Annotated in this window: 10 protein-coding genes; all 10 read left to right on the top strand. The window is 54.1% G+C overall.

Annotation, left to right across the window (positions count from 1 at the left end):
- Positions 1 to 203 precede the first annotated feature (203 nt).
- The 10 genes from ETC00_RS01355 to ETC00_RS01400 all read left to right on the top strand — a co-directional run bounded on the left by ETC00_RS01355 (position 204) and on the right by ETC00_RS01400 (position 12,245).
- Positions 204 to 410 carry a hypothetical protein gene (locus ETC00_RS01355; protein ID WP_171564157.1) on the top strand — a complete coding sequence of 69 codons (207 nt, stop codon included), beginning with the start codon at positions 204 to 206 and terminating at the stop codon, positions 408 to 410.
- A 221-nt stretch (positions 411 to 631) separates the two neighbouring features.
- A complete protein-coding gene (locus ETC00_RS01360; RefSeq protein WP_171564158.1) occupies positions 632 to 2,749 on the top strand; it encodes a bifunctional diguanylate cyclase/phosphodiesterase in 2,118 nt (705 codons plus the stop codon).
- A 69-nt stretch (positions 2,750 to 2,818) separates the two neighbouring features.
- Positions 2,819 to 3,154 carry a hypothetical protein gene (locus tag ETC00_RS01365; RefSeq protein ID WP_171564159.1) on the top strand — a complete coding sequence of 112 codons (336 nt, stop codon included), beginning with the start codon at positions 2,819 to 2,821 and terminating at the stop codon, positions 3,152 to 3,154.
- A 649-nt stretch (positions 3,155 to 3,803) separates the two neighbouring features.
- Positions 3,804 to 4,655, top strand: coding sequence for a GGDEF domain-containing protein (locus tag ETC00_RS01370; protein ID WP_171564160.1), 852 nt, complete (start codon positions 3,804 to 3,806; stop codon positions 4,653 to 4,655).
- Positions 4,646 to 5,860: a glycosyltransferase family 2 protein gene (locus ETC00_RS01375; RefSeq protein WP_171564161.1), complete on the top strand. Its 1,215-nt coding sequence runs from the start codon at positions 4,646 to 4,648 to the stop codon at positions 5,858 to 5,860. The genes ETC00_RS01370 and ETC00_RS01375 overlap by 10 nt, the downstream gene beginning before the upstream one ends.
- A 214-nt stretch (positions 5,861 to 6,074) precedes the next feature.
- On the top strand, positions 6,075 to 7,754 hold the full coding sequence (locus tag ETC00_RS01380) for a methyl-accepting chemotaxis protein (RefSeq protein WP_171564162.1): 1,680 nt from the start codon (positions 6,075 to 6,077) through the stop codon (positions 7,752 to 7,754).
- A 158-nt stretch (positions 7,755 to 7,912) separates the two neighbouring features.
- Positions 7,913 to 8,866 (top strand): aldo/keto reductase family protein, encoded by a 954-nt coding sequence (locus tag ETC00_RS01385; protein WP_171564163.1) that lies wholly within the window; start codon positions 7,913 to 7,915, stop codon positions 8,864 to 8,866.
- Between the two features lie 140 nt (positions 8,867 to 9,006).
- On the top strand, positions 9,007 to 10,011 hold the full coding sequence (locus tag ETC00_RS01390) for a copper amine oxidase N-terminal domain-containing protein (protein WP_171564164.1): 1,005 nt from the start codon (positions 9,007 to 9,009) through the stop codon (positions 10,009 to 10,011).
- Between the two features lie 215 nt (positions 10,012 to 10,226).
- Positions 10,227 to 11,177, top strand: a complete 951-nt coding sequence (locus ETC00_RS01395; RefSeq protein WP_171564165.1) for an accessory Sec system S-layer assembly protein — start codon at positions 10,227 to 10,229, stop codon at positions 11,175 to 11,177.
- Positions 11,178 to 11,279: 102 nt separating this feature from the next.
- Positions 11,280 to 12,245 (top strand): SLAP domain-containing protein, encoded by a 966-nt coding sequence (locus ETC00_RS01400; protein WP_171564166.1) that lies wholly within the window; start codon positions 11,280 to 11,282, stop codon positions 12,243 to 12,245.
- The last annotated feature ends 22 nt before the right edge of the window (positions 12,246 to 12,267 follow it).

Raw genomic sequence — 12,267 nt, forward strand, 5'->3', positions numbered from 1 at the left:
GAATGATTTACTGTATGCTCTCAGGATGGTGGTGGGTTTACATATGTGTTAGCTTTTGGCGATAGGATCAAGTCCATATTTGTGTGTAAATTCTCTTCCGTTAGAGAAATGAATTAGCCAATGCGGGACACTTTAGACACCGCCTTCGTTTTCTGAGTTTCTCGCCATTCCAAATAATCTGAGAGCTCGCTGACCTGGAAGTATTGCTGGAGCTGGGTCTGCGGGAAGCTGTTTCGTCTGTATTTGTTTTTGAAAAGATGCAGGTATGTATCTGGTCAAATTATGAGTTGAACATGCCGATGTTCATCGGAAATCCAGAAAGTATGGAGCTGCTTGGAACCATCGTAACAACAGAAGGTTTGTACCTGCGCGATTCGCATGGAGAATCGCGCTGGACTGTCAGCAAATGAACCGGCGTCCGCGGCCGCATGTGGTCCCATACGCCGGTTTTCCTTTTGCGGACATGCTTTTTTCGGCTGAGATGCCGGCTCCGACGAACAGGACGCGTTCAAAGAAATGACAAGGAATGCATGGTGAGATGTGCGCCATATAAGTGGACAATCATGTATAATGATCGTAAAAAATTTCCGTTTTTTGGAGTTTTGTAACTTCGATTCGTGGGTGAGAACAGATGAAAACGTTGACTGACCATCAACTGGAGTACCTTCTGTCTAAAACAGACGAGAAGCTGACACGTGTTGTCAAAGAGCTGGCAGATATCAAATATGCGTTGGACCAATCTTCCATTTTGGCCATTACCGATCATCGCGGCATCATTATGCACGCCAATGATCAGTTTTGTACCATCTCGAAATATACACGGGAAGAACTGATCGGCCAGGATCATCGCATTTTGAATTCGGGGTACCATTCGAAAGAGTTCTTCAAGGAGATGTGGGCGACCATTGGAGCGGGGCAAGTCTGGCGCGGCGAAATACGCAATCGGGCAAAGGACGGTTCCTTTTACTGGGTGGACACCACCATTGTGCCGTTTGGAGACGAACAGGGGAAACCGTATCAGTACGTCTCGATCCGAAATGATATCAGTCTGCGCAAGAAAGCCGAAGAAGAGGCGAGGCAAAGTGAAGAAAAGTATCGCGTGATTGCGGAAAACTGCTCCGATTTAATTGCCATCATTGATTGCGAAGGCACGTTTGTGTACCTTTCTCCATCGCATCAGACCTTTTTCGGCGATGATGCAGGCGAGCTGGGGACAAGTCATTTGCTGCAATGGGTGCATGAAGAAGATCGCGAACTGGTGACGAATTATCTCAAGGAAATCTGTGCAGCGCGAAAAGCGTCATCTCTACTGGAATTTCGTGTCCGCACCAACAGCGGACGGGTCCTCTATCTGGAAACAAAAGGGAACCCGATCCTGGACTCGTGCGGCGATGTAAAGAACCTGGTGCTCGTCATGCGGGACGTAACGGAAAGAAAACAATGGGAACAAACCATTTTCCATTTGGCCTACCATGATACGTTGACGGATCTGCCCAACCGCAGGCTCTTTGTTGATCGCTTGCGAAAAGAAGTGTACCAGGCGAAGCGATTCCAGTCCCAATTGGCGGTCATGTTTCTCGACGTGGACCGGTTTAAGCAAATCAACGATTCGTGGGGACATGAAGTGGGCGATGTCATCCTCGCAGAGATTGCGAAAAGAATCAAGCAGTGCCTCGGGGAAAACGATGTGGTCGCTCGTTTGGGAGGAGACGAGTTTACCATCTTGCTGCCCCACATATCGGGCAGAGACCAGGTGGATCAAATCGCCCGAAGAATTCGCGAGCGGCTGGAAGAACCGCTGGAGGTCAATGGCCGACAGCACAATCTTTCCTGCAGCATGGGCATTGCTGTCTTTCCTGCAGATGGACGAGAGGCCGACGAGCTGCTGAAACGGGCGGATATGGCGCTGTATTTTGTGAAAGAACGCGGAAGGAATGGATTTGAATTTTTCCATCCGTCCATTGAAGAGAAATCGTTGGAACGCATCCTGTTGGAAAATGAACTGCGTAAAGCGATGGAGCACGAGCATTTTCACATTGATTATCAACCCAAATATGAGCTGCTGACCGGAAAGCTGGTGGGAGCGGAGGCGCTTGTCCGCTGGAATCATCCGGAATTGGGAAGAATCCCGCCCAACAAGTTTATTCCGATCGCAGAAGAGACAGGGCTGATCGTCCCGATCGGGGAATGGATTCTGCGCCGTGCTTGCGAGCAAAATCGAGCCTGGCAGGCAGAAGGGTACGCCCCTTTTCGCGTATCGGTCAATCTGTCCGTACGGCAGTTTTTTCAACCCGATCTGGTGGAGAGAGTCAGGGAGATTCTGGAGGATACCGGACTGGAACCGCAGTGGCTGGAGCTTGAGATTACGGAGAGCATCTTCGCGGAAACGGACAATGCGGTCCCGATCCTGCAATCGATTCGCGATCTGGGCGTCCATATTTCGATCGATGACTTTGGAACGGGCTACAGCTCGTTCAGCTACGTCAAACATCTCCCGGTCGACACGATAAAAATTGACGCTTCCTTTATTCGGGATGTGCACATGAACAAGGAAAGTCAGGCGATTGTCCGGGCGATCTTGACCATTGCCCAAACCCTGCACCTGAATGTGATTGCCGAGGGTGTGGAAAGGGAAGAGCAGTTGGCTTTCCTGCATGCAGAAGGCTGCCGCGAAGGACAAGGCTATCTGTTCAGCAAACCAATCCCGCGTCAGGAAATAGAAACCTTGCTGAAAGCGGCTGAGGCGTGACCACACACGTCGAACTCGTCAGGTTTATTTTCCGAACGATCAGGGTATCTGCAGGAGAGAGGTGAAATCATGGAACTGCATATACCCAATTTCAAGGCGCTGCAGAAGGAACGTGCCAAACAATTAATTGAAGAAGTCCTGGCGCTGAACAATTCAGCCGACAGAGTGACTGTGAAACAGTTCATTTTCATCCTGAACGAACTGTTGCGAATAAAGGGGATCGTCTCGCCGGTGTCGGAAGTGATGATTGTCGTTTCACAGAAAAAGCCCGATCTGTATCATGCGGCACGACTGTCGATCTCGCAAGCCAGCCATTTGAAAATGCTGTTTGAAATCAGAGGAGATGCAGCGTTGGCCGAAGAACGGTTGCTGGCATTTTGTTCAGGCATCGCAAAAGCGACATGACAGCAGTCACTCGGAAATCGAGTGGCTGTCAGCGTGTAGACAAAGTCCACGGCGCATGGGAGAGCGGGCCCGCTCGCTCGCTTTGCGCCCAGCAAAGAAGCGAATGATGTCCGCTCCAAAACGAGACGCGGGCAGGGGACAAACATCTGGGTATTTCGAGGAAGTGAGACTTGTGTCCCCTGTTGATTCCCGCGTCTAGCGTTTTTCCGCTGAGTCGGTCGTCAAAGGAGCTCGCTTGGCCCATCCCGCCATGCGATGCCCATTGTCTTCCGCTTTGGTTGATGAATGGGCAGGCCTTTCGGCCTGGAAATCATTTTTTGTGGACGCTAACTCAATGAACCGTTTGTCTTCAGTCTGGCAGTCACTCGGAAATCGAGTAGCTGTTTCTTTTGCAGCGGCCACGTACTCTCAATCACTTATCCACAGTTTGTGAATAACTCTGTTGGTAAATGTGTGAATACTTTTATTTCATGCACAATCAAGTCGTTGGAATCGAGCGGAACGGTTTTCTTGTGCCTGTTGTTGGTCTGTCACTGACCGAAAGCAGTCCAGAGCGTATGTGGTATAAATTGTTGATGGCCAATATAATTGACTGGTGCCATAATACGAGACAGCATGATATCAAAGTCATAGAATCGGGAAAAGAGTCATGAAACGAAGCATTGGTATTGCCGCATTAACGCTGATTCAAATCGCGCTGACAGTCTGGCTGGTCATGCAGGTGCCTGTGAGCGTCGCCTGGCTTGTATTGGTAGCCGCTGCCCTGCTGTACGGTCTGTTCCTGTACTTGTCCCCACTCGGCTCCTTCACCTTGCTGGTCGCCGTCATTTTGCTACACGCCTTTTTTGCTGTGGCACAGGGGTGGAAATTGGGGTGGGACATTGGTACGCAATCCCAATCCATCGTGTATCAGCTTGGGGTGTTGGTGCTGATGGCTGCGACATGGGCGCAGGCGACTGAGCTGCGCAGGTGGGCACGTCAATATGAGGAAGCGCAGCGGCAGATTGCCGCGCTGCGCAAAATGGACGAGGCGGTGTCTGTGCTCAGTGCAAATGAGTTTAAGGAACGCTTGAAAGCGATCATGGTCTCCCTGCGCCGGCGAAACGAACCGGGCATAATTGTGTTTGTGCCCGTTCCTTCATACGTTGACGGGTTTGGCGGTCAGCGCTACACGCCGGAAACGGTGCTGCAGGTGGTGGGAGAGGCGGCGCTTAAGTCCGTGCGCGATCAGTTTGACATTGTGGGACGCATTTCGCCCTCGACGATCGCGATTGTGCTGCAGCGCTGCGACCGGGAAGGGGCTCATCGCATGCTGCGGCGGTTTCACCGGCTGCTGCACCAGCAGCGCAGGATTCGCGCAGACCTGGTCATGTCGTGGGTGCGGCTTGAAGACTTGTTCGTGTTCCAGGACTGGTCTGCGGTGGAGGCCCTGCTGGAAGAATGGAGTGCGGATTATGACGCATCCGTGCAGCGGAGAGGAGTTCCTGAACCGTGTCAGTGATCCTGCCTGTTATTGCGGCCTTGTTTTGGCTGCTGCTTCTCTATTATTCGGTGCTGTGTGTCGCCGGTCTTGCGTTCCGGTCAAAAACGGCTCCATCCCCTCCGCTTGACGAATACCCCAGCGTCGCCATTCTCATCGCCGCCTACAATGAGGAAAAGGTCTTGGCCCAGACGCTGGATGCCATGGCGAGACTAAAGTATGACGGGCCGCTGACGGTGTATGTACTGAACGACAGTTCCTCCGACGCCACCGGGGACATCGCCGACTATTACGCGTCGATGTTTCCCCACATTCGTCATGTCAAAGTCCCCCCGGGAACGCCGAAGGGAAAGGGACGGGTGCTGAACTACGGTCTGACGCTGGCGCGGGAACAATACATCGCCGTGTATGACGCCGACAACCAGCCGGAGCCGGACGCCCTGCGGCTGTTGATCGAGGCGGCCGTGCAGACGCCGGGGGCGGCAGGGGCTGTCGGCTACGTGAAAACCCTGAACGCGGAGAAAAACGGGCTGACGCGAATGATCGCCCTGGAGTTTGCCGTCTTCCAACTGCTGATGCAATGCGGACGGTGGTATTTGTTTGGCTTGGGAACGCTGACCGGAACCAATCTGGTGGTGAAGCGCGAGGCGATTGTCGCCGCTGGCGGCTGGGATTCGTCCGCCCTGGCCGAGGATGCCGACCTGTCGATCTCGCTTGCCGCTTTGGGAGGGAAGCTGCCGATTGTACCGCAGGCGCGCTCATGGGAGCAGGAGCCTCAGACATTTGCCGTGTGGCTGAGACAGCGAACGAGATGGATGCAGGGCAACTTGCAGTTGATCGGTAAAATGTTTGAACAGCCGGCGTGGCGCGAGCGGCACGTTGTTTTGCACGCGGTTCACATTTTGTCCATCTACATCGTGTTTGCGGCTGTCTTGTTCATTTCCGATGCGTGGTTTCTGTTGGGCGTGCTGGGTATCGTCCACACGTCGTATACGGTCCCTCTGCTCCTGCTGTGGTTTGAGGCGTGGCTGATCTACGTGATCCAACTCTTGAGCGCGGAAGTGGCGGACGACATGGCAAGTCCCGTCAATCTGGCCGTCTCCTTTATCATGTATGTTACCTATTCGCAGTTGTGGCTGTTCCTGCTGGTGCGTGCCGCTGTCCTGGAGTACAAGCGTCGGCGCGTGAATGTGGAACCGGTATGGGACAAGACCCTCAGATTTTAGTCAGGCGATATTACTGGCCCTTCGTCGTTTACCGGCGAAGGGTATTTTTTTGAAAACAGTGGTGAGCCGGGCGAGCGCATGACAGGGGGCATTGACCATTACGCGTTCTCGTGGTAGTTTGATACTATCTTCTCTTTGGTATTTTTTCCTATCTGACAAGGTCGTGAGCGAACAGTCTGAGACGCAAGTCCCTATCAATCGGAGGAGTAGAGACATGAGATGGACGATTGGCAGAAAAGTAACCGCCGGATTTTTATCAGTCGTACTTCTTTTGGTAATGGTAAGCGGCCTGTCACTTTACTTCCTCAATAAAGTGGACAGTTCGTTCTCTGAAGTCATGAACCGAAGAGCTGTCATTCTCTTGAACGCGAAGAACATTCAAGTGAACGCGACCCAACTGAACAACAGTTTGCGAGACTATTTGCTGACCCACAATGCAGCATCGCTGCAGCGAGTGGAGGATACAAGCAAGACGTTGTCGGAATTGGTCTCAATCTCCATGGAACTGGCCGATACGCAGGAAACCAAAGTGTATCTCAGCCAGATTGAACAACTGAACAAGCAGTTTCAAAAATCGAAAAGTCTGATCGTTTCAGTAGGGAACGAGCAGGCTCTGGCCTTTGCCACGACCTCATTGTTTCCGATTTCACGGGATATGCAAACCATCGCGGAACAGATCAGTGAACGACAGCAGAAGCTCATGACCCAGGCCACTCAGGAAAACGCCGCGATGGTAAACAGCGTGGAGATAACGGTATGGGTGATCAGCGGGATCGCGGTCATCCTGGCGATTGGCATTGGCTACGTGGTATCCCGACTGATTTCGCGGCCCGTTGTGCGGCTCAAGTCCTCGGTCGAAACGATTGCGTCCGGCGACCTGACGGCAGACGATCTTTCTGTAACCAACAAAGACGAGATCGGGGAACTGGTTCATTCCTTTACGGTCATGAAAAACAATTTGCGCGGCTTGATTCAGCAGGTGCGCATCAGCGCCGAGCAGGTGGCTGCTTCCGCTGAAGAGCTGACAGCCAGTGCGGAGCAAACAAGTAAAGCTACGGAGCAAATCGCCTCCACTGTGCAGGAAGTCGCCTCAGGCTCCGAGCAGCAGGCCGTCAGTGTGGGGCAAAGCGCCCAGATTGTTCAAGAGATGGCGCAGGGAATCCAACAAATTGCGGCAAACGCCCAGCAGGTATCCGCCTCGTCCATACAGGCAGCCCAGGTGGCAGAGGAAGGGAATCGGGCGATCCAAACCGCCGGCGAACAGATGGGATCGATTCACGACAAGGTGAACGATCTGGCAGCAGTCATCAAGGAATTGGGCGAACGTTCCGCAGAAATCGGCCAGATTGTTCAGGTGATCTCCGACATCGCCTCTCAAACCAATCTGTTGGCGCTGAACGCAGCCATCGAAGCGGCAAGAGCGGGTGAGCACGGGCGGGGATTTGCGGTCGTTGCCGATGAAGTGCGCAAACTTGCGGAGCAGTCGGCGGCGTCTGCAAATCAAATCCACGACGTCATTTCGTTGATCCACGGGCAGATGGAGAAGGCGGTCACTTCCATGGATCAGGTAAAAGATGAAGTGAACGAAGGAATGGACGTCGTGACCCAGGCAGGGACGTCTTTCGCGCACATCCAGCGCTCCGTGAATGATGTAGCCGTGCAGATTCAGGAGGTTTCCGCCAGCGCGCAGCAGATGTCGGCGTCTGTGGAAGAAATCGTGCGTTCCATCACCTTGATCCGGGAAGTGGCGAATGAAACAGCCGCTGGAACGCAGAATGTGTCTGCCGCTGCGGAAGAGCAGTTGGCCTCGATGGAAGAAATCTCGTCTTCCGCCCTGGCGCTGGCAAAAATGTCTGAGGACTTGCAGCAACATATTTCGCGTTTTCGGGTATAGAAAAACGTGTTGGAAAAGAACCTCATCGTTATTGATGGGGGTCTTTCTGTTGAGTCTGCCTCTTGACATCTTGAAGCACTCGGACAGCTTCGTGATAAAATTGAGAAAGAGTCGCATTAGCTACCCGCTTTCGAATACTTTCTCGGGAGGGAACGAAGATGAATTACCGTCGTCTCGGAAACTCGGGATTGAAAGTGAGCGAAATCAGCCTGGGAAGCTGGCTGACGTACGGAGGCTATGTCGGCAGGGAGGAGGCGATCTCCACCATCGACAAGGCCTATGAACTGGGAATCAACTTCTTCGACACAGCCAACATTTACATGAAGGGGGAAGCGGAGAAGGTGGTCGGTGAGGCCCTGCGGAAGTATCCCCGCGAGTCGTACGTGTTGGCGACCAAAGTCTGGGGACCGATGGGCGATCGACCCAACGACCGGGGATTGTCCCGCAAGCACATCATGGAACAGTGCGAAGCGAGCCTGAAGCGGCTCGGTCTCGATTACATCGACGTGTACTACTGCCACGCCTTCGACAACGACACCCCCATGGAAGAGACGCTGCGGGCGATGGACGATCTCGTCCGGCAGGGCAAGGTGCTGTATGTCGGTATCAGCAACTGGACAGCGGCGCAAATCGCCGAAGCATTATCGATCATGGACAAATACCTGCTGCACCGGATCGTGGCGAATCAACCGCTGTACAACATGTTTGCAAGAGAGATTGAGAAGGAAATCATTCCGCTGTGCGAGCGAAACGGCATCGGACAGGTCGTCTATTCGCCGCTGGCGCAGGGCGTGCTTGCCGGCAAGTACCGAACGGTGAATGAGGCGCCTGCGGGCAGCCGGGCGGCCGACAAACGCGGCAACCAGACAGTGAAATCGTGGTTGAAAGAAGAGAACCTGCACAAGGTGGAGCGTCTGCGTCCCATCGCCGAAGAACTGGGGCTTTCCTTGGCCCAGCTTGCGTTGGCCTGGACGCTGCGCCAACCGAACGTCTCCAGCGCGATCATCGGAGCGAGCGTGCCCGAGCAGGTGGAACACAACGTGAAAGCCTCCGGGATGACGATTCCGGACGAGACGCTGGCCACTATCGACAAGATTCTGGAACAGGCATGATGCCTTTACCCGGCGCCCCATTTCCGTGGGGCTTGCTGTTTTTTAGCCGGCCCTCTTTCCCCTATCAAGTTCCCGCCGATTTGCCGATATGGTAAACAGAGCACGTATTACTTCTGGTGCAAGCGGGAGGGAAATTTTTGATGAAGAAATGGCTGTCTGCAAGTTTGGTGCTCACCCTGCTGGCCTGTACGCCGCTGGCCGCGGTCCATGCGGAAAAACCGGTAAAAGAAGCCCAAAAAGGGAACGGTGGCGGTCAAGTGGACAAAGACGCCAAGGGAAAGGGCAAGGACAAGGGAAAACCGGATAAGGACAAGCCTTCCGGTTCGACCGCAGGAGGCGTGTCTCCAAAAGAAGCCGTCCAGCAAGCTGTCAAGACCAAGAAGGAACTGATCGAACTGCGTCAGCAGTTGAAGCAAGTCAAAGAGGCAACGGAAGAACTGAAAGCGAAATACGAAGAGCTGACCAGGATGCTGGAGCAGCAGTCCGAACTGAAGCAGGCGCTGGACGTTCAAAAAGAACTGCTCAACCGCTTCTATAAACCAGGCGATCAGAAACTGTTCGACAAGCTGGGCGAACTGTACGAGAAAACGGGCGACACGTCGCTGAAGACGTTTGTCAATGGAAAAGAAGTCGTGATGGACACCGCCCCGTTCGTGGAAAAGGGACGCGCCCTGGTGCCTGTGCGTGCCATCGGCGCTGCGCTGAAGGCCGAGGTGAAGTGGAACGGGGAGACCCGCACCGTCGAAGTGGTGCGCGGCGACAACAAGATCACGCTGTATCTCGATTCCGGCGAAGCGGAAGTGAACGGGGAGAAGATCAAGCTGGAGACCCCGCCGGTGATCAAAAAAGGCCGCCTCTTTTTGCCGCTCCGTTTTATCGGGGAAACGCTGAAGGCAAAAGTCGGTTATCAGGAGAAAGGGGATCTGATCATCATCGAGGATGGCAGCCTGACGGGAACCGACGATATTGACACCACACCGGAGACACCGGCACCAAGCGGAGAAGGGGAAGAACCAGCGCCCTCACCGGCAGCAGACGCGAGCGAAGCGTCAAACACATCGGAATCCGCTGCCTCAGAAACGGCACCAACCGGCGAGGCTTCCGAATCGGCCGGCTCCGGCACACAGACGGTGACGACGCCGTAAAGACAACACTCTGAGTCAAAACGAGAGGGCGAACCATACGCAGGTTTTGCCCTCTCAATTTGTTTTAGAAGGCACCGTGCCCGCATCCAACACGCGTTCCAACGGATACCAAGTTTTCGTTGTTGCATTAAGGGCTCACTGTGCTATAGTTGAGTACGAACAGCATCTCTATAAACCTTTACATATAGATGTAGAGAAAAGTTGGGAGAGACGTTATGTTATCCTTTTTGAAAAACATATTGGGGAAAACGCCGACGCCGGAAGATGTGAAAAAACAGGTGCAGGAGGAGTCGGTATTGCCGGCAGCGGATACCGACGTGTCCGAGAAGGCGCCGGAGCAAAAAGAGACGGAGTCCAAGGCGGCTGGCGTGACTACATCCCTGTCGCTGCACGAGTCGTGGGAAAAGCGGCTGACTACGCAGGAGAAATACGCGTTGTCGTTTATGGCACAGGAACTGCCGCCGCTGCAGGAGGGGAATATTTCCCTGGCCGGCATTTCGCTTGTCCCGCACGATGACGGTGTTCAGGTGACGGCTTTCCTGCGCAACGGCACCAACCGGCCTCTGCGCCTGGGGGAGATGCCGCTGGTCGTGTTGTTTGGGGATCAGCAGTTGTTCACCCGACAGACGTTTGACCTGGGAGAGCTGGGCGAAATTCCGCCGTTCGCGGCCAGACCGTGGACGTTTGTGTTTAAGCGGGAGTACTTCCTGCAGGTAAACGTTTTGCTCACCAACTGGAAGATTGCGTTTGAGCTGGCACAGAAAAAATTGGTGCTGCCTCAGCAGTTGGAACTGGAAGAGTCGTGGATCAAGGCGCTGACGGACGAGCAGAAACAGTCCCTGATTGAACTGGCCAAACGGCTGCCGCCGCTAAAGGAAGGGGAAGTCAACATTCAGAGTGTACAGCTTCGCCGGGCGGAGGATGGTGCACTGCACGCGATGCTTTTGATCCGCAATGGGTCGACGCAATCGCTGTCCATCGAAAAGCTGCCGCTCGCCCTTTACGACGCGGCAGGAGACAAGGTGGCGGAAGGGCTGTTTGAACTGGGGGGGTTGACCGTCAACGCCAATACCAGCAAACCGTGGATGTTTATCTACCCCAAAGAAAGTGTGTTGAAGGATGACGCGGACTTCTCTCGCTGGAAGGTGGGCGTGCCGCAGGGGTAAAGCGGGCGTTTAATCGCTTGCGGCCATTTGACCCCGCCCGCCGAAAAGTCTTATCATAGAGAGAAGCTTCATTTGTGCTGCGGTCAGGAGAGGAGGATGCAGATGTTTTCCTTTTTTAAGAATTGGTTGAACAAGGAGCAGGGAAAAACGCGCTCCATGGAAGAGTTGAAACAAGAGATTCAGGAAGATGCGGCTGTCGATTTTGCCGAACTGAGCGAACAGGAGGCGGAGGTTGAAGCAGGGGAGTCCGTGCCGGCTGCGGAGGCCGGGAACCAGAAAGTGAGGACGGACCTGTCCCTTCACCCGGCCTGGGAGCAGCAGTTGGACAACGAGAAAAAGTACACCCTCCGTTTTCTGCAGGCACAACTGCCGGATGTGCCGGCCGGAAGCATCAGCGTGACCGGATTCAGCCTGATTCCGAATCCGGAGGGCCTTACTGTGGCAATGTTTGTCCGCAATGGTCTGGATCAACCAGTGCGGTTTAAAGACATTACCCTGGCGATCTATCTGGATGACAAGCCGTTTGCTCGTCAGCGGGTTGACCTGAGCGGAATGGGATCGATCCCGCCGCGCAGCAGCCGTCCGTGGGAAGTATTCTTTCCGGAGGGCACGTACCTGCATGAGAATTTCAGATTCTCACGCTGGAAAGTGATGATGAAGGCGCAGGCCAACCCTTACGTCTGGCCCAAACATCTCGACCTTGACCCGCAGATGGAAGCACGCATGACCGAACGGCAAAAAGACCGCCTGGAGCTCTTGAGCCATTCGCTACCGCCGATTGAAGCCGAAACCGTTGAGGCTACCGGCTTTGACATCGGCTGGACGAAAAGGGGAGAGCTGGTGGTGGCTGTACTGTTCCGCAATGGCTTGCCGGTAGACTATCGCCCGGGTAAATTGACGATCACCGTATCCGACACGGAGGGCGATGTGGTCGCAACCGGGATCATCGACGGCAGCAGCATTCGGGTCCGTCCGCGGACAAGTCGACCGTGGCTGTTTGTCTTCCCGGAAAATGCGGTGAAAAAGAAAAACGCCAGCCTGAAACGATGGATGCTGGAGGTTACCTGACCGCCCCTGCATTTGTTACCTG

The sequence above is a fragment of the Brevibacillus sp. MCWH genome (assembly GCF_013096935.1).
Lineage (GTDB): Bacteria > Bacillota > Bacilli > Brevibacillales > Brevibacillaceae > Brevibacillus > Brevibacillus aydinogluensis.

Coding starts and splice junctions, on each gene's coding strand:
- ETC00_RS01395 (WP_171564165.1), top strand. CDS start 10,227: ATGTTATCCTTTTTGAAAAACATATTGGGGAAAACGCCGACGCCGGAA.
- ETC00_RS01385 (WP_171564163.1), top strand. CDS start 7,913: ATGAATTACCGTCGTCTCGGAAACTCGGGATTGAAAGTGAGCGAAATC.
- ETC00_RS01370 (WP_171564160.1), top strand. CDS start 3,804: ATGAAACGAAGCATTGGTATTGCCGCATTAACGCTGATTCAAATCGCG.
- ETC00_RS01400 (WP_171564166.1), top strand. CDS start 11,280: ATGTTTTCCTTTTTTAAGAATTGGTTGAACAAGGAGCAGGGAAAAACG.
- ETC00_RS01390 (WP_171564164.1), top strand. CDS start 9,007: ATGAAGAAATGGCTGTCTGCAAGTTTGGTGCTCACCCTGCTGGCCTGT.
- ETC00_RS01365 (WP_171564159.1), top strand. CDS start 2,819: ATGGAACTGCATATACCCAATTTCAAGGCGCTGCAGAAGGAACGTGCC.
- ETC00_RS01380 (WP_171564162.1), top strand. CDS start 6,075: ATGAGATGGACGATTGGCAGAAAAGTAACCGCCGGATTTTTATCAGTC.
- ETC00_RS01360 (WP_171564158.1), top strand. CDS start 632: ATGAAAACGTTGACTGACCATCAACTGGAGTACCTTCTGTCTAAAACA.